This window comes from Hydrogenophaga sp. (assembly GCF_030373245.1).
In the GTDB taxonomy this organism is placed as follows: Bacteria; Pseudomonadota; Gammaproteobacteria; order Burkholderiales; family Burkholderiaceae_C; genus Hydrogenophaga.
In genome coordinates this window covers 37753-62687 of the sequence record NZ_JAUCZF010000002.1, presented here as the reverse complement: position 1 = coordinate 62687, position 24935 = coordinate 37753, and the positions used below count along the sequence as shown (strand labels likewise).

Here is a 24935-nt window from a genome sequence, read left to right as displayed (position 1 = left end):
CTCAGGTCAAGGCTGGACGGCTTGGGTGCGCGATGCTGAAAACCCGGCCCAGCCCCTGGCCCGCAGCTCGCAGGCCGGGCATTCGCCACACCCGTAGCCCCACGCGTGGCGGTCCGTGCGGTCGCCGAGGTAGCAGGTGTGGGTGTGCTCGACGATCAGGTCCACCAGCTGCTGGCCTCCCTGCGCCACACCCGAGGCTTCGCCGATCTCTTGGGCCAGTTGCCAGGTCTCGGCCTTGTCGATCCACATCAGCGGCGTATCGATGAGAAAGCGGTGGTCCATGCCCAGCGAGAGTGCGACCTGCAGCGCTTTCATGGTGTCATCACGGCAGTCGGGGTAGCCAGAAAAGTCGGTTTCGCAGACGCCGGTGACGATCACGTCGATACCGCGACGGTAGGCCAACGCGGCGGCAAAGGTGAGAAACAGCAGATTGCGCCCGGGCACAAAGGTATTGGGCAGACCACTGGCTTCCATGTGAAACGCGGTCTCTCGCGTGAGCGAAGTGTCACTGACCTGACCGAGCACGCCGAGGTCAAGCAGGTGGTCTTCGCCGAGTCGTTCGCGCCAGGCGGGGAAACGTTCGCGCAGCTGTTCCAGCACCGTGATGCGCGCCTGTAGCTCCACATGATGCCGCTGGCCATAGTCGAAACCCAGCGTTTCCACACGCGGGTAGCGCGCGAGCGCCTGGGCCAGGCAGGTGGTGGAATCCTGACCGCCGGAGAACAGCACCAGGGCGCTGGTGTGGCGGGGTGCGGACAGAGAAGGCTGCGGAGGAACGTGCATGGGCGCGATGGTAGCGCGCGATACCGAACAGGGGTCAGGCGGACGCCACGGGACGCGCGTGGTCGCGGCTGCTGGCGAGCATGCGCAGCAGGCTGCGGTTGGCATGCTCCAGGCTCATCTCGTGGCGCTCGCAGACGGCGGGCAGCTGGCGCAGGATGTCGGGATCGCCCTGCACCCGGGCCACATCGAGCAACGGGTGATAGGGACCGGTGCCGCGCAGCACGGCGTCGAACAGTCGCTCGGAGAGCGGCAGCTTGTTGATCAGCGTGCCCAGCGGCTGGTGCAGCAGACGGTCGAGCTCGGCGAGAAGCGCGGTGGTGTAGACCTCGGCGCGCAAATCGTCCTCGGAGCCGGATTCGAGCAGGTGCTGGGCCAGGCGCGAGCGCATGACCATGGCGTAGCGCACCGGGTGCAGTTCGGGGTCGCTGTCGGCGCCAGCGAGCTGCTCGCTCAGCCAGCGACCCAGCGAATCAAAGCCCAGCAACATGATGGCGTGGCGCAGCGACTGGATCTCTCGCCGCAGGCCGAACGCAGCGGAATTCACCAGCGCCAGCAGGCGAAATACCAGCACCGGGTCTTGCCGGATCAAGCGTTCGAGCTGATCCAGTGAACACTCATCGCTCATGGCCTGGAGAATTTGCTGGATCACGCTCTCCGAACAGGCCAGGGGCTGGTGGCGGTGGGCGTGCAGCACGTCTTCCTCAGGCCAGCCCAGCAATCCCCAGGCACCGGCGTCGTCCAGACACAGGGCCGCCAGGTGGCGATCGGCCACGCCGGCGCAGATCTGGCCCGGCATCAGCCAACCGGCTTCGAGCGGCGCGCCGGGACGGCTGCGGCGAAGGGCCTCCAGCGCGTCTTCGGGACTCAGGCGCAGCAGGCTGCGCGCGTCAAGCGGGGTGATGAGCTCGCCGCGCACGTCGGCCAGGTCGACCTGCCGCAGCAGCACGTGGCCCGCTCGGCGGGCCTGGCTCAGCTGGGCCAGCAGATCGGGCACCTCGAACCAGGCACCTGGCACCTCCAGCCAGGTGTTGCGCACTGCCGGACACTGCAGCGCCTGCTGCAGCAGATCGGTCGAATCGCACGAGACGATAAGCACCGGCGCCGCCGCCGGCCAGTCGATGCCCAGCACCCGCAGCAGGTGCTCGGCGTCGACCGCTTCGGCATGCGTCACGTGCACCCGCAGGCGCACCGCCGCGAGCTGGCGCGCGCGGTTCCACACCGGCTGGTAGCCCAGTGCGACGCTGTCAAGAACGGTGTGGCTCATGCGCATGCAGGAATTGGCTGGTTTCAACTCAACGGACAAACTCGAACAGAGACAGACGCTGCACCTGTGCGTAAGACTTGAGGGCCGCTTCCAGGCCCAGCTGCTGGTTCTGGAAATCGGAAATCCCTTTGATCAGGTCGAGGTCTTCCAGCTGCGACTTTTCGGTCTCGTAGGCAACGGCGCGGGTGGTAAGCATGGCGCCGAGTGAGTCGGCGCGGTTGAGCCACTCACCCGCTTGACCGCGCGCGAGCAGCACGCGGTCAAGGCCGGCATCCAGCTCGGTGAGCGTGCGGTTCAGTTCGTGGGTCCGGCGCGCATCGCTGCTGGAGCCAACGTAGCGAAGTGCGTCCACCGTATCTTGAACAACCTTGAAGATGTCGGTTGGACCAGATGCCGGTCGCAGCTCAATGCGATCTCCTGCCGTGGCAGGGTTCTGCATGTCGAAGGACAGACCGTCAAAGCTGATGGTGGCGCCGGGCTGGTAAGGCTGATTGGTTGGCAAGCCGGTAGCGGTGGGGTTGTCGAGGTTGGTCACGGTGAACTGCATCACGCCACCCACGTCAGCGAACGTGATGTCATAGCGCTGGCCAGTGAGTGCGGCGGGGTTGGTCACCTGCCCAAGGCCTGCACGGATCGAGCCACTGTTGGTATCGGGCAAAGCCAGCGTGAAGCTGCCGTTGCCCTGAGGGATGCGCATCCAGATCGCATCCCCATCAAAAGACTGCGGCAACGAGGTATTGCCCGCCGCCTGCTGCCCGCGCTGGCCCTGAAACTGCACCGCACCGCCGCTCGGCCCGTAAAGATCCACAAACGGGGTGGTCGAACCTCCCAGACCACCGAACAGGGTGCGCCCGGCGTTGTCCTGGCGGTTGGCCAGACCAATCATCTGCTCTCGCAGACCCGAGAGTTGGCGAGCGATGTCTTCGCGTTCGTTCGGACCGAACGTCCCGTTGCCTGCGGACAGCATCAGGTCCCGCGCCTTCTGGATCAGATCGCCAAACTCGGCCAGACCACTCTCGGCCTGCGCCAGGCTGGTGCGCGAGGACTCCAGAGACCGCTGATCGCCCTGCACGCGGGAAAGCCTGTTCTGCGCGGCCTCGGCCAGTGTGGCGGCCACCGGGTCATCGCTGGCTCGAAGTACGCGCTTGCCGGTAGACAAGCGCTCTTGCTGGGCAGACAGATCGGCCTGCCGCCGCGAGAGGGTGCTGACGGTGGTGTCGTAGCTGTTGGCTGTAGAGACTCGCATGGTGTGCCCTCGCTATCGACCGACCGTCTGGAGCAGCGTGTCAAACGTGCTCTGGGCGATCTGCAGAAACTTTGCTGCGGCTTGATACGACTGCTGGAACTGCAACAGCCGGGCGGCCTCCTCGTCCAGGTTCACGCCAGACACGCCGGCGCGAGCGCTCTCGGCGCTCGTTGCTACCTGGGCGGTGAAGTCGGCCGCGAATCGGGCCGACTGGACTTTGGTCCCCAGCGAAGAAAACAGGCTGGTGTAGCCATCGGCCAGCGGCACTCCTTCGAAGGTAGGCTGCTCGCGCAACGCCAAGATGGCGCCTGCATTGCCTGCGTTCTGACGGGTGGAGCCGGCCGGTGCACCCGCGACCTCAAAACTGTCGCCCGCGGTCGGACTGCCTCGAAGGGTAAGACTCCAGCCGTTGACATTGATCGGCTGACCCGCTGTGTAGGCATTGCCGCTTGAACTGGTGCCTGCCACCGGGTCCACAACGGTGTAAGTGCCGTCGGCCTGAAAGCTGATGGTGACGGGATTGGTGAGACTCGCGGAGGGACTGACCGCCGAGAGCCTCTCCACGCTCATGCCGCTGGCGTTGCCCAATCCGGGTGTGACCAGCACCGGACTGGCTGCCGCCAACTGGTCAGGCGCAGCGAGCGACAGGCTGATGTTGCGGGCCGCGCTCGCATAGGGCTGGAACACGAAACGATCGCCCGGTGCAACAGCTCCGCTGGGCAGCTCGAAGGTAAGACCGTCCAGCGTGACCGGCAGGGGACCCATGGAAGTGCTCAGGCCGTCGCTCAGACGGATCACGTCGACGCCAGTGGCATTGACGCGCAGCTCGTAATCGGAGGCGCGCAGCGCGGCCGGATCGTTGACCCTCACCTGCGCCGTGGCGCTGCCCGTGTTGGTTGGCGCCGGCAGGCCGGTGGCGGCCGAGGGCGGCACAAAAAAATCGGTACCGGCCACGCCGTTGAGGTCCACACCCAGACGGTGCTGCTGGTTCACCGTGGTGGCCAGCGCCAGCGCCATGCGACCCAGCTGGTTCTGCATGTCAGGCAGATCCTGGTTCAAGAAAGTCATCAACCCGGCGAGCTCACCGCCGCCAAGGGTGTTGTCGCTCAGCGGCGTGGTCACGCCACTTTGCACAAAGGACAAGCCTTTGCGGGCCGGATCGATGGGATCACTGGTCACGGCGAGCTGATTGGCATTGCGCCCCAGAACCAGGGGCTGACTGCCACCGACAAACACACTCACTGTGCCATCCTGACCAGGCACATTGGAGGTCTGGATGTACTTGTTGAGTTCACTCAGCAGCTGATCGCGCTGATCAAACAGGTCGTTGGGGGTGTTCGCAGAGCCTTGGGTTTCGATGATGCGCTGGTTGACGGAGGCCAGGTCTTGTGCCAGCCGGTTCACCGTGGTCACCGTGCCTTCCGCTTGCAGCACAGCACCTTGCTTCTGCTGATCCAGTTGCGAAGCGGTATTGCGCAGGCGCGCCGCCAATTCATCGGCTCTTGCCAGCACGACCACACGAGCAGTGAGGTTGCTGGGCGCAGCGGCCACGTCAGCCCATGCGTTGAGCATGCTGTTCATGGCCGAACCGAGACCGGCTTCTCCGGTCGGAAACAGGTCTTCCATCTGCCTGAGCTTGCTCAGGCGCAAGCCATCGGCCGAGGCCACCGACTGGGACAGAATGGCCTCGCGCGTCAGGTAGGCGCTGTGCGATCGGGTGACGGTGGCGATTTCCACACCCTTGCCAAAGAAGCCATTGCCAAACTCCTGATAGCCCGAAGACTGCAGCAGCACGTTCTGGCGCGAATAGCCATCGGTATTGACGTTGGCAATGTTGTTGCCAATGACCTGCAGGGCTGCCAGGTTGGTATTGAGTGCCCGGGTGGCGATGTTGAGTGCGCCCGACATGTCAGACCGTCCCGTTGCTCGACGAGGCGATGCCGCGCTGCAGGCTCAGCGTGGCGTTGATCGCGCGGCTGAGCTTGGCAGCGTACTGCGGGTCGGTGGCGTAGCCGGCCTGTTGCAGACCGCTGGCAAAACCCTGCACCGAATGCAGCTGTTCCATCACCGGCTCGTAGCGTGGGCTCTGGCTGATCATCCGGGCGTAGTCGCGGAACGAGTCGGCGTAGGAGTCGTAGGCTCGAAAACGCGCGGTGACCTTGCGTGGCTCGCCGTCGATGTATTCGGTGGTCGTGATCTCGGCGACCTTGCCCTTCCATCCACCGGTGGCCTTGATGCCAAACAGGTTGTGGGAGTTGGAGCCATCGGCGTGGCGGATCTCGCTGCGACCCCAGCCGGTTTCGTGTCCGGCCTGGCCGATCATGAAGCTGGCCGGAATGCCCGACTCGCGCGACACCATGGCCGCAGCTTCGCCGTGCTGATTGACAAAGCCAGACTGGCGCGGTCCTGCACCGAGGCGGCCCACGGTACTGAGGTCGCTGCTACGCGGCAGTGGGCTGTTGTCTGTGCCGGAAGTTGATCCAGACACGATCTGGCGCCCGAGCTGGCGCTGGATTGCGTCGGACAGGCCGCCCGGCAGACCCGAGAGCTGAACGGCAAACTGCTGGTCCAGCAAATCGGTGCCCAGGCTGGTGCCCTCACCATCCATCAAGCCCGACTTCTCAGTGGCCTCGCGCATGCTCTTGATGAGTTCGCGCATGAACAGCGACTCAAACTGCTTGGCCGCCTCTTTGAGCGCTGCCTTTTCGTCCTTGCCCGAGCCTGCGCTGTAGCGCAAGGCATTGAGCGCACCCGGATCGGCCGCCAGGCCCTGGAAAGACAGGGGCGAACTGGTCATGACCACCTCCAGGCCAGCATCTCCTGCCGGCGACTGGCCATGACCTCGACGCGCAACATGCCCGTCGTGTCGGCGAGGTGGCGAGGAAACATCCGGCGCGAAATGAACTGCCTCAGAACACCGCGGGACTGGCTTTGCCAGACCGCAGGTGTTGCCCCCTTGAGGGGGTGACGCGAAGCGGCGCGGGGGTGGTTCATATCACCTCCAGCTCCGCATTGAGCGCACCCGAGGCCTTGATCGCCTGCAGGATGGCGAGCAGGTCTTGCGGCGTGGCGCCCAGCGCGTTGAGCGCGCGCACCACGTCAGAAAGCTTGGCGGCGGCGGGCACTTCGATCAGCGAGCCGCTGTCCTGGCTGATCTGGATGTTGGCTTTTTCGGTCACCACCGTCTGCGCGCCGGGCGACAGCGGGTTGGGCTGGCTGATCACCGGCGTGGAGCTGATGCTGACCGAGAGGTTGCCGTGCGACACGGCACAAGCCGCCAGCGTCACGGCCTGGTTCATCACGATGGAGCCGGTGCGCGAATTGATGATGACCTTGGCCACCGGCACCGGCGCTTCCAGCCGCACCTCTTCCACCGCGGCGAGAAAACCGACACGGGCATTGGGATCGGCTGGGGCGCGCAGGCGGATCACGCGGCCGTCCACCGCATTGGCGGTACCGCTGCCCAGCTTTTTGTTGATGGCGTCGGTGACGCGCAGCGCCGTCTGGAAGTCGCTGGCATCCAGGCCCAGGTCGATGGTGTCGCCGAGCGCAAATGGCGTGGCCACCGCACGCTCGATCTGGGCGCCACCCGGAATGCGGCCAGCGCTCAGGTGGTTGATCTGCACCTTGCTGCCACCGGCCGATGCACCCGCACCCCCCACCAGCAGGTTGCCCTGGGCCAGCGCGTAGATCTGGCCATCGGCGCCTTTGAGCGGCGTGGTGATCAGCGTGCCGCCGCGCAGCGATTTGGCGTTGCCGATGGACGATACCGTCACGTCCATCATCTGGCCGGGCTGGGCAAACGCCGGCAGCTGGCCGGTGACCATGACCGCGGCCACATTCTTCAGCTGCAGGCTCGCGCCCGGAGGCAGCGACAGGCCGAGCTGCTGCAACTGGTTTTGCAGGCTTTGCGCGGTGTAAGGCATTTGCGTGGTCTGGTCGCCTGTGCCGTCCAGGCCCACCACCAGGCCATAGCCGGTCAGCTGGTTGCTGCGCACACCTTGCACAGAGGCAATTTCCTTGACCCGGATGCCCTGCGCTGCCGCCGGCTCAGCCCACCACAGGGTGAGTGCGATCAGCCCCACGGTCGCGAGCAGCAGCCCCCAGGCTCGCGCGCTGGTCGGCGCGGCAGGAAACAGGCGGCAGTTGAGCGGGGCGGTCATCGGCACAAACTGGGATTTCATGAGCCCTATTCTGGGCAAGCTCAGAACGGGATAACGCTCAAAAAGAACCGCGCCAACCAGCCAATTGAGAGCGCTTCGCCTTGAGCGCCGCGACCACGCGATTCGATGCGCGCGTTGGCCACCTGCGCGGAGGGCACGATGTTGCCTGGCTGGATCTGGCGCGGATCGACCGTGCCCGAGAAGCGCAGCACGTCCACGTTCTGGTTCACGCCGATCTGCTTTTCACCCGCCACCACCAGGTGGCCGTTGGGCAAGACCTCCAGCACGGTGGCGGTGATCGAGCCCGAGAAGTTGTTGGCGCTCTCGGTGCCGCCCGTGCCGGCGAAGCTGTTCGACGACTCGGCCCCGGTCTGGAACTTGTCGAGCAACGGCGCCTTCAAGAACGGGAACGCCGACACGCTGGCCGACAACTCACCCGAGCGGTCGATCGAGGCCGACGATTTCTGGCTCGCGTTGATGCGCTCGGTGATCTGGATCGTGAGGCTGTCGCCCGGCAAGCGCGCACGCGGGTCCTCAAACGCTGGCCTGTAGCTCGCCGCCTGGAAAATGCCACCCGTAGGCACTGCCGACACCACTGGCGCCGGCGCATAGCGCACCGCCGACACAGGCACCACGTCGACCTCGGGCGTGTTTTGAAGCGACGCGCAGCCGGTCAGAACCAGGAGCGCGAGCGGAACGATACGAGGAATAGAAAAGTGATTCATGAAGCTTTTCCCGTGGCCATAGCCGAAGCAAGTCGAAGCGCGTGACTCCAGCCCAGAACGCCGCGGAACCGGCTTTGCCGGGCCGCCAGCGTTGCCCCCTTGAGGGGGTCGCGCGAAGCGCGGCGGGGGTGGGCCATCACAACTGCGCCAGGCGTTGCAGCATCTGGTCGCTGGTCTGGATCGCCTTGGAGTTCATCTCGTAGGCGCGCTGGGTCTGGATCATGGTGACCAGTTCCTGCACCACGTTGACGTTGGAGGTCTCGACAAAACCCTGCATGACCGTGCCCATGCCCGCGCTGCCGGGTGCGCCGTTGATCGGGTTGCCCGAGGCCAGGCTCTCGGTGAACAGGTTCTGGCCGCGCGGCTCCAGGCCGGCCGGGTTGATGAAGTTGGCCAGCTCGATGTTGCCGACCACCGAGGGCTGGGCACTGCCCGGCAGCTTGACCGAGACCACGCCGTCGCTGGAGACGGTGATGCTCTGCGCTTCGGCGGGAATGGTGATGCCCGAGGTCAGCGGGTAGCCGCTGGAGGTGACCATGCGGCCCTGGGCGTCGATCTGCAGGCTGCCATCGCGGGTGTAGCCGGTGGTGCCATCGGGCATGCTGACCTGCAAAAAGCCATTGCCGCTGATGGCCAGATCGAGGTTGTTGCCCGACTGTTGCAGGCTGCCCTGCGCAAAGGAGCGCGACGTGGCCACAGTGCGCACACCGAGGCCCAGCTGCAGGCCGGTGGGCAGCTCGCTCTGCTCGGCGCTGTTGGCGCCGACCTGGCGCAGGTTCTGGTACATCAGGTCCTCAAACACGGCGTTGGCGCGCTTGAAGCCGTTGGTGGAGGTGTTGGCCAGGTTGTTGGAAATCACGTCCAGCTGGGTCTGCTGGGCCTGCATGCCGGTCTTGGAAATCCACAGCGAATTGATCATGGGGTGCTCCTGGAAAAACGAGGGTCAGCCATTGAGGCTGAGCAACTGGGCGGCGGTCTTGTCGTTGGTCTCGCCGTTCTGCAACATGCGCATCTGCACTTCAAATTGGCGCGCCACGGCGATCATCCCGACCATGGCCTCGATGGGATTGACGTTGCTGCCTTCGAGCGCGCCGCTTTGCAGGCGCGCGTTGGCATCGGCCGCCAGCGGATCGCCCAGCGGGCCTCGGAACAGGCCGTCTTCGCTGCGCTTGAGGCGGTTATCTGCGTCTGGTGTCACCAGCTTGAGCCGGCCGAGCGCCTGAGGGGGTTGCCCGTTGACGCTGGCGGTCACCGTGCCGTCTTCGCCAATGGCGAGCTGCGCACCCACAGGCGCCACGATGGGACCGCCGTCGCTCAACATGGGCAGGCCCTGGGGGTTGACCAGCGTGCCTTCGGCATCGACTTCGAGCGCGCCGGCGCGGGTGTAGGCCTCGGTGCCGTCCAGTCCCAGCACCGCGAAATAGCTGTTGCTCCGTGCGGCCACATCCAGGTTTCTCCCGGTGCTGGTGACTGGGCCGGGTGCATCCGAATGGCCAGCCGTGGCCTCCAGCGCAAACACGCGGGTGCTGGCCCCATCGCCGCGCACCGGCACCGCGCGAAAGGTCGCAAGCTCGGCGCGAAAGCCCGGCGTCGACGCATTGGCGAGGTTGTTTGCCAGCAGTTGTTGCCGGTGCTGCGCCGCGTTGGCGCCGGTCATGGCGGTGTAAATCATGCGGTCCATGGGGAACTCCAGGTGAACGCGACTGAAAAAGACAAGAGAAGCACGAAGACCAACAAGGGAACCAGAGCGAGGTGTCCGAAACCAGGGGCACCAGCGGACCTGGCTTTGCCAGACCGCCAGTGCCGCCCCCTTCTGGGGATGACGCCACCGGCGGATCGAGGGGTGCGCTGTCAGCGCATATTGAGAAGCGTGCTCATGACCTGGTCCTGGGTCTTGATGGTTTGCGCATTGGCCTGGTAGGCGCGCTGCGCCGTCATCATGCTCACCAGTTCCGAGGTGATATCGATGTTCGAGTCTTCCACCGCGCCTGCACGAAGAAAGCCCAGCTTGCCCTCCCCGGGTGCCCCTCGGACCGGATCGCCTGAGGCGAATGTCATGCTCCAGCTGCCGCCGCCGGTGGGCGCCAGTCCTTGCGCATTGCGAAAGTTCACCAGGGAAATCTGCCCAGCAGCTCTCGACTCACCGTTGGAGTAGCGCGCCAGCACCACGCCGTTGTCTTCCACCTTGAGGCTGGTCAGCTCACCGGGTCGAAAGCCATCCTGGGTGAGGTTGGTCACGGCGAAACTGGTTCCAAACTGCGTCACCTGGCCAAAGTCAAGCTGTGCAGTGAATGTCTGCGCGGGGTCGTTGGGCGAGGCCAGGGTGATCGGGGGGATCACGGTAGCCGGGTTCAGCGTGCCGTCGGCGAGGAAGCTCACCGCAAAGGGCGTGGACAAGGCCGGGTCGGACCCATTGACGCTGGTGTAGACGTTCCACTGGTTGTTCGCGGTCTTCTGGAACGCCAGCCCCACCGGAATTTCAAGGCCTTGCGGATCAAAGGCCACCAGCGAGGTGCCGTAGGTGGAGATCGGCGTGGGGGGTGTGGCCGAGGCAGCCACGACGGCCCGTGCATCGAGGTTGAACTCGGCGGTGATCTGGCTGGTGGGCTGCGCAGGAATGGGTCCGCCCGTGGGCAGCGTGAGCGGAGCGGACTCGAAGCTGAGTCGATTGCCAGCGGCATCCGTGGGGTAGCCCATCACTTGGGAGCCCTGGTTGTTGACGATGCCTCCATCGCGGTCGAGCTTGAATTGACCGGCTCGGGTGTAAGAGAGCGAACCATCGGGATTGGTGAGCTCGAAGAAACCATTGCCGTTGATGGCAATGTCAAGCTCGTTGCCCGTGATGGTGATGTTGCCCTGGGTGAAGCTTTGCGTCACCGCAGCCACGCTCACGCCCAGTCCGGTGTTCGAATTGCCCGACCCGTTGATGGAGTTCGCGTAGAGCTCGGCAAACTCTGCGCGCGATGCTTTCATGCCAACCGTGTTGGCGTTGGCGATGTTGTTGCCAATGACGTCGAGATTTCGGCTGGCGCTGTTCAGACCCGAGAGACCTTGTTGGAATGCCATGATGATTTCCTTGGGAAACGAAAGTTGGGAGAAGAGAAAAACTGGTCGGCGGGACCGCGGATTCACATGAACGCGCGGACCTGCTCATAGCCCACCGTGCGCCCATCCTGCAGCTGCAGGTTCAGTGCACCACCTGAAAATCCGATCGAGCTGATGGTCTGGCGCGACAGCGGCGTGGCCGCCAGCGGTTGCCCTGCAGCTGTCGCCCGCACGGCAAATCCTGCAACCGTGGCTGGGTCCAGCCCTCGGGATTCCCACTCGAAGGCGTGCTGTCCTGCCCCCAGTGAACCGAGCTGGACCGAATCGATCAGCGTCCCGTTGGTACCGAGGATGTCCACCTGAACGCCAGACGCCGCGCTCTCCAGCAACAGCGCACCCTGGGCGGTCGATCCCTGGAAAGTGAGCGCGTTGCCGTCCATCAAGGCCTGCCGGCCAATCAGCGAAGTGGCTTGCAGTTTTTGCATCGAGCCGTATTGCTCGGACATGCCCTTGAGGGTTGCGTTGAGCTGCTGGATGCCGCTGACGGTATTGATCTGCGCCATCTGCGTGGTCATCTGCGCGTTGTCCATCGGGTTGAGCGGATCCTGGCTGTTGATCTGTGCCACCAGCAGCGTGAGGAACCGGTCCTGCGCGGCTTGTGGATCGGTGTTGCTGTCGGCCTTGTCCGCTCGCGTGGAGCTGCCGACCTGGGTGCCCAGGCCATTGAGATTGAGAGCGCTTGAGTACATGGTGGAACCTCAGGTCATTGCCCCATCTGGAGCGTTTTCATCAGCAGGGTCTTGGCCGTGTTCATGACCTCGACGTTGTTCTGGTACGAGCGCGAGGCGGAGATCATGTTGACCATCTCCTCCACCGGATTGACGTTGGAGTGCGTGACATAGCCCTCTGCATCGGCGCTCGGATGGCCCGGGTTGTGCACCCGTCGGCCTGGAGTTTCGTTCTCGGTGATGTTCTGCACCTTCACACCCGCATTGCCGGCGCCGCCCATGGGCACTGTCTGGAACAGCACCTGGCGCGCCTTGTAGGCCTGGCCGTCTGGCCCCGCCACCGCATCGGCGTTGGCCAGGTTGCTGGCCACCACGTTGAGCCGCTGCGACTGCGAGCTGATCGCACTGCCCGACACACCAAAAATGGAAAACATGGACATGAGAATCCTTTCAGGCCTCGCGGCAGGAAGTGTCTGATCCAGCAGACACCGCGGAACTGGCTCTGCCAGGCCGCTGGTGTTGACCCCCACCCAGGGGGGTGGCGGCGAAGCCGATGCGGTGGGTGTTCACCGTCATTGCCCGCTGATCGCGCTGAGCATGGTCTTCACATGCCCGTTGATGAATCGCAGCGTGGTCTCGTAGCGGATGCTGTTGTCCACGAAGTTCGCGCGCTCGCGATCGAGGTCCACCGAGTTCCCGTCCTGGCTGGGCTGGGTCTGTACCGTGTAGGCCATATTGGCGGTGCTGCCGCCGCGGCTGCCCAGCTGCATGTGACCGGCGCTGGTCAGGCTGGGCGCCGAAGCAACAGCGCCACCGGTGGCCTGTTTGAGTGCCTGGGTGAAATCAAAATCACGCGCCACGAAGCCGGGCGTATCGGCGTTGGCGATGTTGCTGGCAATCACCTGCTGGCGCTGCGAGCGCAGCAGCAGCGACTGGGCATGGAAATCCAGGCGGGCGGTCAACTGTTCGAGCATGGTGATCACCTTGTGCGGTGTGCTGAGAGGGCGGTGAGGCAAACACGCAATGCGCTTGTTTCACCGGGCTGGAGCCAAGTATGGAAAAACTTGAGCCCTGGCAATGAAGGGAACAGCCCCCCCAAAGCCATGTTTTTCAAGCCTTAGCCGTCGTCGGCAGACGCCACCATGGAGAACCTGCCGCCATGGTCTGTGCGCCTTGTCCGGCCCACCTGCCACCGACCCCAGGCAAATGCCCCGCCGATTCAGGAGAAGTCCCATGCGCCAACCGTCCACGCTTCGTTTGCAACACCAGCCCGCTGCATGGCGCCTGCTGTGCCTGTTCCTGGTTTTGCTGGGTGGTCTGGTGGGCACTGCATCGGTTCGCGCGGCTCAGCCCAGCGCCGAGAGCGCCGAGCTGGAGCGCGTGGCGCGCGACTTTCTGCAGCCTTCGGTGAATGCCTCGCTGGGTCAGTCGGCCGATGCACCGCTGCGGGCCGAGTTGGTGGTGGGCTCGCTGGATCAGCGGCTGCGCTTGGCCCCTTGCGCCCAGGTCGAGCCTCACCTGCCGGCCAACACGCGGCTCTGGGGCCGCGCTCGAATCGGTCTGCGCTGCATTGACGGCCCTACGCGCTGGAATGTCTACCTGCCGGTCACGGTCAAGGCCTTCGGCCCGGCCTGGGTGCTGCGGCGCCCGGTCAACGCCGGCGACGTGCTGACTCAAGACGACGCCGAAATGGCCGATGTGGACTGGGCAGAGCACCCTGCCTCGATCCTGGCCAACCAGGCGATGTGGGTCGGACAGCAAGCGGCCTACACCCTGCTGCCCGGCCAGGCCCTGCGCCAGAACATGGTGCGCCCGACACTGGCCTTCAGCGCGGGCTCGCAGGTCCGGGTCACCCAGACCGGAGCCGGCTTTCAGGTGGTGGTGACCGGGCAGGCACTGTCGTCGGGCCAGCTCGGGCAAATCACCAGGGTCCGGCTGCCGGGCGGCCGCGTGGTCACCGGCCTGGTCAAAGATGGCCAGACGGTCGAGCTCTCGCTGTGAGCCCACCATGGCGGCCGCTTCTGTGACACATTCGACAAAAAAGAGCTCAAGTCGACCCGCTTTTACGCCGATAGTCTTTCCACAACGCCCCACTTGCGGGGTTTGGAGAGTGAAATGAAAGTCGATTCTTCACCGGATTCCTACATTGGTTCCGTGGCAGGCGGCCCCCAGAAAGCGGCGGCCACGCCAGCTGTGGGTGCCGAAGGCGCGGGCGCTGCGGCCGCCGGGGGCGCTGCTGCGCCAGCCAAGCCACAGGCCGGCGTCACCGTCACGCTGTCGTCCTCGGCCAGCCAAGCGTTGTCAGGCACGAGCCAGGCGGGCGGTGGCAGCGAGGTCTTCAATACCGAAAAGGTCGAGGCGATGAAAGCGGCGATTGCCAGCGGCAGTTTCCAGGTCAATGCCGAAGCCATTGCCGACAAGATGCTGTCGAACGCCAGCGAGATGCTGGGCGGATCGCGCGGCTGAACCTCTCGCCTCACTGAGCACTCTCGACCATGAACCCTGCCCTCGCTCACACGCCGCCCCATCCCTGGCTGCTCGCGCTGCAAGCAGGGCTTGATGATCTGGAATCGGCTTTGCTTCAAGGTGACGCAGAGGCGGTGCGGCTCGCCAGCGCTTGCGTACAAGCCACGCTGCAACAAGCGCCTCGCACCAGCGAATTCACCCAGGCCGGCAGCACGTTGCACGCCGGTATGCAGCGCGCTGCCCAGCGCTTCGGCCAGCTGCGCCATGCCGTTCTGCGAGCCAGCGCCCAGAGCCAGCGCGCGGTGCACAGCCTGCTGCCGCAGCAAGCCCCTGCGACCTATGGCCGCCAGCCTGGTCAGGTGTCCGCCACCGGCGGTGCAGGTCGAGCCTACCTCTCGGCCTGAAACGGCTGAGGTCCGACCCGGTCCGCACTGTCCCTCGACACGCCTCGTGCGCACCCTGCCTGGTTCACAATGGCAGCATGTTCTCGACCACTCTGCGCGCCGCCTGGCTGATCCTGCTGGGTGTGCTCACACTGCCCGTGGCGCTGAGCCAGCATGCCGCCGTGCCCCAGGCGCCCCTGTTTCCCGACGTGCTGTCGGTTCAGGTTCGGTCGGCTGGCCCCGGGGTGTTCAACTTTGACGTCACGGTGTCCTCGCCCTACGACACGCCGCGCCGCTACGCAGACGGATTTCGCATCACCGCACCAGACGGCCAGGTGCTGAGCGAGCGCAAGCTGTGGCACGACCACCAGCACGAGCAGCCCTTTACCCGAGACCTGCATGGCGTGAAGATCGCGCCCACGGTTCAGGTGGTGACGGTTCAGGCACGCGACCAGGTGAGCGGCTACGGCGGCCGCTCGGTCAGCGTGCGCTTGCCGGGCCGGTGACCGGGTTCAGGCCACAGCGCTGACGTCCTGCGACGCCACCGGCTCGACTGCGGTCAGCGGGACTGGCGACCCCAGTGCAGCCAGCGCCTCGCAAACCAGGGGACGGAAGTTCTCGCAGCCGTCGCTGATGACCTGATACAGCTCGCGGGACGCGACCAGGTTGTCTTGCAAGGTCTTGGCTTTCGTCGCCGATTGCACCGCCTGGTCGATGGCGTCCTGGTAGACGGTCGAGAAACCCTGCACCCGCTTGAGCTGGGTGCGCAGAACCTGCTCGTGCTCCGACAGCCTGCGCAACAGTGCAGCCTTGGGGCGAGGCTGCTGGCTCAGGCGCTGAAGTTGCCGGACCTGCCGCTGCAGATCGTCCAGGGTCTCCAAAGTTCGCTGCAGGCGCGTCCTGGCCACGTCGAGGCGTCCGGGGTTGGGCGCCTGAGCACCAGCCACACGGTCAGTCGCGGGCGAAAGCGACAGCCCGACCACGTGGTCATCGAGCACGCGCTGCAGTGGCTCGTGCTCAAAGCCCTTCACGAAAGCGCCACCTTCGGTGCAGTTGTACAAACGTGTCTGCGGGCTGACGTTGGCGATGTGGGCGGCGATCTGCTCAAACTGGTTGTGAAACAGGAAGTAGTCTGAAGGGGATTGCACCGTGCCACCGAAGTAGCCGGGCAGGGTCAAGAGCTGTGGCGCATTCAGGTTGTTGAGCTGGGCGTCTTCGGCGTATCGGCGACTGCCTGCCAGCGCCAGATCGTGACCGACCAGCACGATCGGGTTGCAACCCCATTGCTGAGCAAGCAGCAGACCACTGAGTGCCACGGAAGCAGCCTCCAGGTTGACCAGCGGTTCGGGCACGATTTCTTGCACCCAGCGATCCAGCGGGCCGCCACCCGAGAAAAAATACACGCGCTCAAAGCGGCGGATCACGTTGGGGTGGCAGTTGACCGCCACCACCAGCGTGGTGAGAAAGTCATCGGGCACGTCATTGAAAAAATCAAACGGATCGGTGGTGAGATCGGTGGCGTCCAGCACCGTCACAAAGTCAGGCCGGATGCCCGCCTTGTACAAGCGGCGAAGCGACTGCAAGGGTGCGATCAGCACCGCTTTGTCCTGCGCCTGACGGAGCTGCTCGATGTTTTTGTCCAGCGAAGGACCGGGTGCAATCAGGATCGCGGGGCGGCCGCGAAAGCAGGCATCGAGGGCATGCAGGTTGGCGTGGTGTGCGATGGCCGGTATGTTGGCCACGCCCTGCTGCACCCAGCACTGAGCAAAGTGCCGCCGGGTGTTGTGGTCCATCCAGTTGTTCATCACCGCTTTGTGGATACGCTGTTCCACCTCGGCCTGTGCCGATTCGCTGTCTGAGGCCTCGGGAGCGGCCTGCACCTGCAAGCAGGCGAGGGTTTTGGGATAGGGTCGGTTCAGGGTGGAGACAAAGGCGGCCAGCACGGCGCCATCATGGCTCACGCACTGTTCGGATGTCGGCTGCAGCGCGACCGTCTCCAGCGCGGGTTCAGGTAGCAGCACCAGCAGGCGGCGCTGACCCCGCTGGCGCAAGGCGTCCAGCAACTCGGCGGGCGGGCTGCCACGCAACAGCAACAAGTCGCTCTCAAAATTCCAGAGCTCGGGCAGTGCATGGTCGATGCGGCGTTGCCAGACCAGAACGTCCGGCAGCGGTAGGGCCTGTTCCGCCAAGTTCTGCTGCACCCAGGCACGGATCACTGCATCAGAGTCCCGGATGGCCTCGAAGGCCAGGCGCATGCGCTGCAGCGAGACCGGCGCAACGTTCACCAGCTCCTGCGGACCGGCCTGGTGCGGCTCTCCGGTGTTGATCAGACTTTTCAGGAAACGCAGTTCATCGATTGCGCGGCGCGCGACCGTCTCCTGATTCTGGGTGATGGCCAGCACGGCGCGGTAGGCGGCTTCGCTGGCCTGCTCAAACCAGGCTTCACGCTGTTGCGCAGGATCACCGGGCTTGCGGCGGGCGGCGGTCTGGGCAGCGGCGGTGGGTGGTGTCATGGTGTTCTCAGTGCTCGCGCAATCGGGTTCTCAGGCGGGCGATGGACTGGCTATGGAGCTGGCAGATGCGCGATTCGGTCACGCCGAGCACGGCTGCGATCTCCTTCAGGTTCATGTCGTGTTCGTAGTACATGCTCATGATCTGCTGTTCGCGCTCGGGCAGCAGCTTGATCGCCGCCACCAGGGCGGTGCGCATGCGATGGTCCTGCAACACGGCCGAAGGCTCAGCGTCGGTTTCGCCCATGTTGCGGTCGAGAAAGCTGTCTTCATCGTCGCCATGGCCACTGATGTCCTCCAGGTACACCAGCTGGGTACCACGCACCTTGCCCAGCAGCTGCTGGTAATCGGTCAGTGCCAGGCCAAGCTCGGCGGCAATCTCGGACTCCTTGGGCGCTCGGTGCAGCTTTTGCTGCAGTGTGTGCACCGCCTTTTCGATGTCTTTCTGGCTCTTGCGAGAACCGCGCGACATCCAGTCGCCTTCACGCAGTTCGTCGATCATGGCGCCGCGAATGCGCTGGCTGGCAAACGTTTCGAACTGCACGCCTTGCGAGGGTTCGAAGCGCGATATGGCCTCGGTCAAGCCGATCATGCCGACCTGGATCAGATCGTCGATCTCGACGCTGGGCGGCAACTTGGCGATCATGTGGTGGGCCAGCCGGCGCACCAGCGGGGTGTATTGGCGCAACTGGTCATCCCGGTTCAAGGTGCCTTTGGCGGTGTACATCGTCATCAACTCCAAAGCGGGGCGGCAGCGCGGCGGTGGGGCGCCGTGCTGGACTGTCGGTAGGCCACTGCACCGCTGTGGCCTGTTGCTCCGGCCGACAGGGCGCAGAGCTGGGTGCGCTGAGCCCAGGTGGCCTGAGGCCAGGTGTCCACGGCCACACCAAGGTGGCGCTGGGCGCAATCGGTGACCGTGTCCACCACTTGCTGTAGGGGCACGGCAGGCGGGCTCATGCCATCGGTCCACGGCGCGAGCACCGGAATCACATCCGCGTGCAGGAGCTGCTTGACCGCGCCATAGGCGTCGAGCGTGGTCTGGGTGCGATCGAGCACCGGCACAAGGGCGCGAGCACCCAGGCCACCAAAGAGTTCCGCCTGCAGTGCGGCGGATGCAAACACCAGCACGCAGACGCCAGGCGAAAACGGCGCGGCCAGCCGAGACAAGGCGACAGCCGGACCCGCCAGCCGAGCGGTCTGGGTCAGGGCCTGCAAACCCAGCGCGCCCGGCATCACCAGCCACTCAGCGCCCAGCGGCGCCTGTTCCAGGCCGTCGATGTCGGGGTTTTGCAGTGCCTGCAGCAAACCCAGGTGAGCGCCGGGCTGTGGCCAGCGACCAGGCTGTTCGGCCGCGCTGCCGTCAATGATCACCACCGACTGGCGCAGGGCCGTCAGCTGGGCGGCGAGCGTGCACAGCAGCTCGTAGGCCAGCGCAGGTCGATTCAGACTGACCACCGGCATCACATGGATACCGGTCGCGGGCGGGGACGTGGTCCGCAAGCCCGCTGCCTGATCGAATCCGATTTCAAACATGCGAGGTCCCCAGGTCGATGCCGCGGGTGGAGGCCTGGGAGAAATAGAAGCCCATGTCGGTCGAGAGTGGGTCGTAGGCCGACTTGCCTTCGGTGCCCATGGACAAGCGCACCAGCGCACTTGCGTCGCCGTGCTGCCAGTCCTCGGGCACACGCTGGCCGTTGGCCACGCCCCGCAGCATCACCTGGTGGCGCATCAGCGCGTCCAGCGCCGGACCCAGCTTGACCGCCTCGTCCACCTTGGACAGCACCACGCCATGCAGCGAAGAGGCCTTGAACGCCGCGAACACATCGTCCAGCGTGTCGCCATGTGCGCCGGCGTTGACCACCAGCACCTTCTTCACCTTGGGCACGTCCAGCACGTCCAGCATGTCCTGGATACGCTGGTCGCGCTGGCCCAGGCCAGCGGTGTCGATGATCACCATGCGCTTGTTGGCCAGCAGGCTGAGCAGGTCCTTGAGCGCGGCGCGGTCGTGCGCCTGGTGCGCCACGACGCCCAGCATGCGGCCATACGCGCGCAGCTGCTCGTAGCCCGAAACGCGGTAGGTGTCGAGGGTGATCAGGCCTACGCTGCCAGCGCCAAACTGTTGCACACACTGCGCGGCCAGCTTGGCGGCGCTGGTGGTCTTGCCGACACCGGTGGCGCCGATCAGCGCAATCACGCCGCCCTCGTCGACCAGACCCGAACCCGGCGCGGCCACCTTGAGGTTGCGGGTGATCACATCCATCAGCCAACGCATGGCTTCGGGCGCGCCGCTGTCGGCCGGCACGCGCTCGAGCACGGCGCGCGAAATGCTGGGCGAAAAACCGGCCCGGATCATCTTCAGCATCAGCTGCGACTGGATCGGGTTCTGCTTGGAAGAACCCAGCCAGGCGAGGGTGTTGAAGCGTTCTTCGATCATCTCCTTGAGCGCCGACAGCTCCACCGCCACCTGTTGGTTGGTGTTGCTTCGCTCGGGTTGTGATGGCTTCGAGTCTTCCCAGCTCGGATTGACCACGGCGCGAGTGCGGATGGGCGCTGGCATCGGGGAGATCATGCGAGCGGCCGGCGCGTTGACACGCTTTACTGGCACCTGGATGGGTTCGGCGCCGCGGGCGGCCGCAGCCGCAGGCCCGGGCAGCTCGGCCTGTGCAGTGTCCTCGCTGGCCTCGCCCCGGCGCTTGCGCAGCATGCGCTCACGCACGTACTCCTGGAACGACAGCGTGCTCATCGCCAGCGCTTCGGTGTCGGCTTCCACCGAATCGGCAGCTGCATCCGAGCTGCTGGTGGGCGCCGCCGGCCGGGTGCGAATGGCTTGAGGCGCTCGACCTGTTGGAGGCGCACTGGTGGCCAGGTTGGCCAGGCTCTCTTCGGCCGCGGCCATGACCTCGAAGCCGTCTGGGGTCGATCGGGTCGACAGGATGACGGCGCTGTCGCCAAAGGTGTTGCGGGCCTTGGCCATGGCCTCGCGCGAGGTCGGCGCTGTGAATCGCTGGATGTTCATGCTGCAAGTTCTCCGAGGATGGGGCCAATGCGGATCAGGTGGGTTTCAGGAATCTCGCTGTGCGCGAGGACCTGGAGGCGGGGTGCGGCACGGCGCAAAAGGCGCGCCATGGCGTTGCGGATCGCGTCAGGCACCAGCAGGCAGGCAGGTACACCCTTTTCCTCTTGGCGGTTGGCGATGTCGGTGGCGGACTTGCTGAGCATTTCGGCCACACCTGGGTCGAGCGCGCCGTTGCCGTTGCCGGTCAGCGCCTGCATCAGCAGCCGCTCCAGGCCGGGCTCGATGGCAATCACTTCCAGCTCTTTGACCGGGCCATAAATCTGCTGCACGATGGCAGGGGCCAGCGCCATGCGCACGCGGCGGGCCAGTTCGACCGGTTCGGTGGTGGCCGTGGCGTGTTCGGCGATTGCCTCGATGATGGTGCGGATGTCGCGCACATGCACCGACTCTTCCAGCAGCAACTGCAGCACCTTCTGGAACACGGCGATGGAAATCATCTTGGGCACGACTTCTTCGATCAGCTTGGGGGCCAGGCGGGTCACGTGTTCGACCAGATCCTGGGTCTCCGTCCGGCTCAGCAAGCGCGCTGCCTGGACTTGCATCAAGTGTGAAAGATGGGTCGCCAGCACGGTCTCGGAATCAACCACGGTGAAACCGGCCATTTGCGCGCTTTCCCGTTGCTTGTCTTCGATCCAGTGCGCCGGCAGACCAAATGCAGGGTCGGTGGTGGGCGTACCGATCAGGGGGGTGCCGATGCCGCTTGGGTCGATGGCCAGGAACATGCCGGGGAAGACCTCGCCCTCGCCCACCACCACGCCGCGCAGCGTGATGCGGTAGCCGCTGGGGCGCAGCTCCAGGTTGTCTCGCACATGCACCGCCGGCGGCAGGAAACCCACTTCTTGCGCGAACTTCTTGCGCACGCCTTTGATGCGCGTGAGGAGATCACCCTGACGGTCCTTGTCGACCATGGCGATCAGCCGATAACCCAGTTCCAGACCGAGCAGGTCGACCGGCTGCAGATCGTCCCAGGTGGCCTCGCCGTCGCTGGCCGCCACCGGCGCCTCAGGCTCGATCACGGGTGCGTTCTCCTGGCCCAGGCGCCACCAGCACAGCCCGCCCATGAGCGCGGCAAAGGTGAGGAACACCGTGTGCGGCATGCCTGGCACGATGCCCAGCAGAAACAGCACGGCGGCGGCGATGCCCAGCACCTTGCTGGAGAGGAACATCTGGCTCATCACCTGGGCGCCCAGATCGGCATCCTTGCCCACGCGCGAGACCACCATGGCAGCGGCTACCGAAACCAGCAGGCCCGGGATCTGGGCCACCAGCGCATCGCCGACCGCCAGCAGGATGTAGCTGTCAGCGGCCTGCCCGGCCGACAGACCGTGCTGCATCATGCCGATGGCAAAGCCACCGATGATGTTGATGATGAGGATGAGAATGCCGGCGATGGCGTCGCCGCGCACAAACTTGGAGGCGCCATCCATGGAGCCGAAGAATTCGGCCTCTTCGCCAACCTCGGCGCGGCGGCGCTTGGCTTCCTTTTCGTCGATCAGCCCGGCGTTGAGGTCGGCATCGATCGCCATCTGCTTGCCCGGCATGGCGTCCAGGGTGAAGCGCGCCGAGACCTCGGCGATGCGCTCTGAGCCCTTGGTGATCACCACGAAGTTGATCACCACCAGGATGGCGAACACGATGAAACCGACTGCGAAGTTGCCGCCGATCAGGAAGCTGCCAAAGGCCTCGATCACCGCGCCGGCGGCACCCGGTCCGGTATGACCTTCGAGCAGCACGACGCGGGTGGAGGCCACGTTGAGCGAGAGCCGCAGCAGCGTGGTGAGCAGCAGCACGGTGGGAAAGACCGAGAAGTCCAGCGGCCGTTTCATGTAAGCCGCCACCATCATCACCACCAGAGCCAGTGCAATGTTGAGGGTGAAAAACGTGTCGAGCACCCAGGGCGCCAGCGGCAGCACCATCATCGAGAGCACGGTGATCACCAGCATGGGCGCGGCCAGGCCGCCAGCCCAGGCGGCATTGCGCTGGAACCATTGTTGCAGGGGCATCAGGGCGTTCATGTGGCGGTCTCGGTGGGAGCGGGTTTCCAGTGCGGATCGAGTTCGCGTGGCACCTCGGGCTGCGGCAGGTCACCGGGCATGGCGCCCTGGCCCCTGAGCGCTGCCTTGAGCTGGTACACGTAGGCCAGCACCTGGGCCACTGCGGTATAGAGCGCAGCCGGAATCTCGCTGTCGATTTCGGCGTGGGCGTAGAGCGCGCGCGCCAGCATGGGAGACTGCAGCACAGGCACATCGCTGGCCTTGGCCACGTCGCGGATGCGCATGGCCAGCAGGTCGGCCCCCTTGGCGATCACGCGCGGCGCGTTCATGGTGGCGTCGTCGTAGCGGATCGCGACCGCATAGTGGGTTGGGTTCATCACCACCAGGTCGGCGCGGGGCACGGCGTTGACACTGTTGCGCTGGGCCAGTTCGCGCTGGCGAGCGCGGCGCTGTGCCTTGACGTGGGGGTCGCCCTCCATTTCCTTGTGCTCGCGCTTGACCTCTTCGAGCGACATCTTCAGCTGGCCAGCATGAAGGTATTTCTGCAGCGGCACGTCGATGACCGCGAACAACAGCACCACGACTAACAGCAGTGTGACGCCGGTCGACATCCAGGCACCCAGCTGACCCAGCGCGCCTTCCAGCGGCATCATCAGCAGTGTGCTGAACGGCGCCACATGGGCGCCCACAAACTGCCAGGCCACCACCCCGATGACAGCGGTGATGCCCGCGAGCTTGGCGGTGTCAGACAGCTGCTGCTTGGAAAACAGGCGGCCAATGCCAGCCAGTGGACTGAGGCGGGTGAGATCGGGCGTGATGGGCTTGCTGCTCAGCGCATAACCGCCCGATGCCACGATGGCGACAATGGCCACCGCGAGCACCACCAGACCCAGGGGCAGCACCAGCATCAGGCCCTGAACAGAACCACCAATGAGGCGCTCCAGCATCTGTTGTGGCTGGATCAGGGTGCTGTGATCAAACAGCAGCTGGGCACGCAGCGCCGTGCGCAAGGCTTCGAAACCGATGGGCATCAAGGCCACCAGGACCAGGGCGCCACCGCCCAGCACCGCCAGGTTCGACAGGTCCTTGGACCGCGGCACCTGGCCGTCGTCGCGTGCTTTTTTCAGGCGCTGCGGCGTGGCGGGTAGGTTCTTGTCCTGACTGGAGGATTCCATGGCTCTGACTCATCGAAGGGATGAGTCAGATTGTGGAATTGAGGTCGGAAAACTAAAGGGCGATAAGCCGGGGTTTGAACGCGCTATTTCCCGAGACGGCCAGCCTCAGGCCTGAGGCAACGCCCAACAAGCCCCGGCTGATGCGGGCGCCTGGATGGACAGCAAGGCGCAGAACGCAGCCGAGCCGGGCTGCCCAACAAGGCCTTTCACAGTGCAGAGCGCCCTGAACCGGGTGGCCCATACCCGGAGGGACTTGTTCAGCGCCAACCTCGTTGCTCCCTGTCTTGAACCAGAAGTCGCAGGGACAGGCTGCTCATCACGTGCCCCGACTGCCGCGTTGATAGGCTCAGAATCCGAGACTCGCCAGCAAATCGTCCACCTGAGCCTGGCTCGTCACCACATCGGTGCGCCCCTCTGGATTGACCACAGGCCCCTGAGGCACCAGCAAATGGTCCTGCCCCGGCTTGCCTGCAGGTGCCGACTCCAGCAACAGAGCCAACAACTGCTCCTCGATCGTGGCCGCCACCTGGACCACCCGTGCCACCACTTGGCCCGTGAGGTCGTGGAAGTCCTGCGCCAGCATGATCTCCGTCAGGCGAGCGTCGTTGCGCTCACCCGCCTCGACCATCGCCTGAGCGGCCTGGCGCAGCTCGGGCATGGCAGCAGAAAGCCCCGGAATTCGGCCCAGGGTGGCGTCAAGCTCCCTGGCCTGGCGCGTCATGTCGGACTGTTCGGCCTTGGCCTCATCCACCAGGTTGAGCACCTTTTCTGCAGCTTCACCCGTCAGACGGGCAATGTATTGAAGGCGGCTGCGCGCATCGGGCAGCTCTTCAACAGCGCCTTGGAGCTTCGGGGTGTAGCCCAGTTCGTTGAGTGCGGTGTGCAGCTGGCGAGTGATGCTGCCGAGCTTGTTGAACATATCGGCGCTGGCTGGCGCATCGGACGAGGTTGTGGAGCTGGTCATTTCAAGGTCCGATCAAAGGCCGAGTTTTTTGAAGATGTTGGCCAGTTTTTCTTCCAAGGTTGCCTTGGTGAAGGGCTTGACGATATAGCCGGCTGCGCCACCCTGGGCGGCCATCACGATGTCTTCCTTGCGCGCTTCGGCAGTCACCATGAGCACCGGCAGGTGCTTGAGCTTTTCGTCCTTCTTGATTTCGGTCAACAGCTCGAAGCCGTTCATGTTGGGCATGTTGATGTCGCTGACAACAAAGCTGAAGTTGCCATTGCGCAGTTTGGCCAGTGCGGCCACGCCGTCCTCCGCTTCATCGGCATCGGCATGACCAATTTCCTTGAGCAGGTTGCGCACGATGCGGCGCATGGTGGAGAAATCGTCAACGATCAGAAATTTCATAGGTGCGGCCATAGGTGTCTCCGGTG

General features: G+C 64.9%; 25 protein-coding genes. 4 read left to right on the top strand and 21 right to left on the bottom strand.

Translation table 11 applies throughout. The features are described 5' to 3' along the window. Window positions 1–6: 6 nt before the first annotated feature. From queC to flgB, 13 genes are all read right to left on the bottom strand, one after another. Entirely contained in the window at window positions 7–783 is a 777-nt protein-coding gene (gene queC / locus QUV25_RS05695; protein WP_300862243.1) for a 7-cyano-7-deazaguanine synthase QueC, read from the bottom strand. A 34-nt stretch (window positions 784–817) separates the two neighbouring features. Next, a complete protein-coding gene (locus QUV25_RS05690; protein ID WP_300862240.1) occupies window positions 818–2047 on the bottom strand; it encodes an HDOD domain-containing protein in 1230 nt (409 codons plus the stop codon). 28 nt (window positions 2048–2075) lie between these two features. After that, a complete protein-coding gene (gene flgL, locus QUV25_RS05685; protein WP_300862237.1) occupies window positions 2076–3293 on the bottom strand; it encodes a flagellar hook-associated protein FlgL in 1218 nt (405 codons plus the stop codon). 12 nt (window positions 3294–3305) lie between these two features. Beyond that, entirely contained in the window at window positions 3306–5201 is a 1896-nt protein-coding gene (flgK, locus tag QUV25_RS05680) for a flagellar hook-associated protein FlgK (protein ID WP_300862234.1), read from the bottom strand. Window position 5202: 1 nt separating this feature from the next. Further along, a complete protein-coding gene (flgJ, locus tag QUV25_RS05675) occupies window positions 5203–6090 on the bottom strand; it encodes a flagellar assembly peptidoglycan hydrolase FlgJ (RefSeq protein WP_300862231.1) in 888 nt (295 codons plus the stop codon). A gap of 193 nt (window positions 6091–6283) precedes the next feature. Next, window positions 6284–7477: a flagellar basal body P-ring protein FlgI gene (locus QUV25_RS05670; protein ID WP_300862228.1), complete on the bottom strand. Its 1194-nt coding sequence runs from the start codon at window positions 7475–7477 to the stop codon at window positions 6284–6286. A 20-nt stretch (window positions 7478–7497) separates the two neighbouring features. Beyond that, window positions 7498–8181, bottom strand: a complete 684-nt coding sequence (locus tag QUV25_RS05665) for a flagellar basal body L-ring protein FlgH (RefSeq protein WP_300862225.1) — start codon at window positions 8179–8181, stop codon at window positions 7498–7500. Window positions 8182–8317: 136 nt separating this feature from the next. Further along, entirely contained in the window at window positions 8318–9100 is a 783-nt protein-coding gene (gene flgG / locus QUV25_RS05660; RefSeq protein ID WP_300862223.1) for a flagellar basal-body rod protein FlgG, read from the bottom strand. Window positions 9101–9124: 24 nt separating this feature from the next. Next, window positions 9125–9862 (bottom strand): flagellar basal-body rod protein FlgF, encoded by a 738-nt coding sequence (gene flgF / locus QUV25_RS05655; RefSeq protein WP_300862220.1) that lies wholly within the window; start codon window positions 9860–9862, stop codon window positions 9125–9127. A 170-nt stretch (window positions 9863–10032) separates the two neighbouring features. Continuing rightward, window positions 10033–11247, bottom strand: a complete 1215-nt coding sequence (gene flgE / locus QUV25_RS05650) for a flagellar hook protein FlgE (protein ID WP_300862217.1) — start codon at window positions 11245–11247, stop codon at window positions 10033–10035. A 62-nt stretch (window positions 11248–11309) separates the two neighbouring features. Next, entirely contained in the window at window positions 11310–11975 is a 666-nt protein-coding gene (locus QUV25_RS05645) for a flagellar hook capping FlgD N-terminal domain-containing protein (RefSeq protein ID WP_300862215.1), read from the bottom strand. A 14-nt stretch (window positions 11976–11989) separates the two neighbouring features. Continuing rightward, window positions 11990–12394, bottom strand: a complete 405-nt coding sequence (gene flgC, locus QUV25_RS05640) for a flagellar basal body rod protein FlgC (protein WP_300862212.1) — start codon at window positions 12392–12394, stop codon at window positions 11990–11992. A gap of 132 nt (window positions 12395–12526) precedes the next feature. Next, window positions 12527–12928: a flagellar basal body rod protein FlgB gene (gene flgB, locus QUV25_RS05635; protein ID WP_300862209.1), complete on the bottom strand. Its 402-nt coding sequence runs from the start codon at window positions 12926–12928 to the stop codon at window positions 12527–12529. A 259-nt stretch (window positions 12929–13187) separates the two neighbouring features. On the opposite strand from flgB, the gene flgA reads away from it, so the two are divergent. The 4 genes from flgA (at window position 13188) to QUV25_RS05615 (ending at window position 15309) form a co-directional block, all read left to right on the top strand. Continuing rightward, window positions 13188–13955, top strand: a complete 768-nt coding sequence (gene flgA / locus QUV25_RS05630; protein WP_300862206.1) for a flagellar basal body P-ring formation chaperone FlgA — start codon at window positions 13188–13190, stop codon at window positions 13953–13955. A 114-nt stretch (window positions 13956–14069) separates the two neighbouring features. After that, complete coding sequence (gene flgM, locus QUV25_RS05625; RefSeq protein ID WP_300862204.1) at window positions 14070–14420, top strand: flagellar biosynthesis anti-sigma factor FlgM; 351 nt, start codon at window positions 14070–14072, stop codon at window positions 14418–14420. A gap of 29 nt (window positions 14421–14449) precedes the next feature. Next, a complete protein-coding gene (locus tag QUV25_RS05620; RefSeq protein WP_300862201.1) occupies window positions 14450–14824 on the top strand; it encodes a hypothetical protein in 375 nt (124 codons plus the stop codon). A gap of 77 nt (window positions 14825–14901) precedes the next feature. Continuing rightward, window positions 14902–15309, top strand: coding sequence for a hypothetical protein (locus QUV25_RS05615; RefSeq protein ID WP_300862199.1), 408 nt, complete (start codon window positions 14902–14904; stop codon window positions 15307–15309). Between the two features lie 6 nt (window positions 15310–15315). Here QUV25_RS05615 and QUV25_RS05610 read toward each other — a convergent pair whose 3' ends face one another. From QUV25_RS05610 to cheY, 8 genes are all read right to left on the bottom strand, one after another. Further along, entirely contained in the window at window positions 15316–17316 is a 2001-nt protein-coding gene (locus QUV25_RS05610) for a 6-hydroxymethylpterin diphosphokinase MptE-like protein (protein ID WP_300862196.1), read from the bottom strand. A 7-nt stretch (window positions 17317–17323) separates the two neighbouring features. Then, window positions 17324–18040 (bottom strand): RNA polymerase sigma factor FliA, encoded by a 717-nt coding sequence (locus QUV25_RS05605; RefSeq protein ID WP_300862193.1) that lies wholly within the window; start codon window positions 18038–18040, stop codon window positions 17324–17326. 5 nt (window positions 18041–18045) lie between these two features. Then, window positions 18046–18846 (bottom strand): hypothetical protein, encoded by an 801-nt coding sequence (locus QUV25_RS05600; RefSeq protein WP_300862190.1) that lies wholly within the window; start codon window positions 18844–18846, stop codon window positions 18046–18048. Continuing rightward, complete coding sequence (gene flhF / locus QUV25_RS05595) at window positions 18839–20329, bottom strand: flagellar biosynthesis protein FlhF (RefSeq protein ID WP_300862188.1); 1491 nt, start codon at window positions 20327–20329, stop codon at window positions 18839–18841. The genes QUV25_RS05600 and flhF overlap by 8 nt, the downstream gene beginning before the upstream one ends. Further along, window positions 20326–22404: a flagellar biosynthesis protein FlhA gene (gene flhA / locus QUV25_RS05590; RefSeq protein ID WP_300862186.1), complete on the bottom strand. Its 2079-nt coding sequence runs from the start codon at window positions 22402–22404 to the stop codon at window positions 20326–20328. The genes flhF and flhA overlap by 4 nt, the downstream gene beginning before the upstream one ends. Continuing rightward, entirely contained in the window at window positions 22401–23558 is a 1158-nt protein-coding gene (locus QUV25_RS05585) for a flagellar biosynthesis protein FlhB (protein ID WP_300862184.1), read from the bottom strand. The genes flhA and QUV25_RS05585 overlap by 4 nt, the downstream gene beginning before the upstream one ends. A 346-nt stretch (window positions 23559–23904) precedes the next feature. After that, entirely contained in the window at window positions 23905–24522 is a 618-nt protein-coding gene (locus QUV25_RS05580) for a protein phosphatase CheZ (protein ID WP_300862183.1), read from the bottom strand. Between the two features lie 12 nt (window positions 24523–24534). Beyond that, window positions 24535–24921 (bottom strand): chemotaxis response regulator CheY, encoded by a 387-nt coding sequence (gene cheY, locus QUV25_RS05575; RefSeq protein ID WP_300862180.1) that lies wholly within the window; start codon window positions 24919–24921, stop codon window positions 24535–24537. Between the last annotated feature and the right edge of the window lie 14 nt (window positions 24922–24935).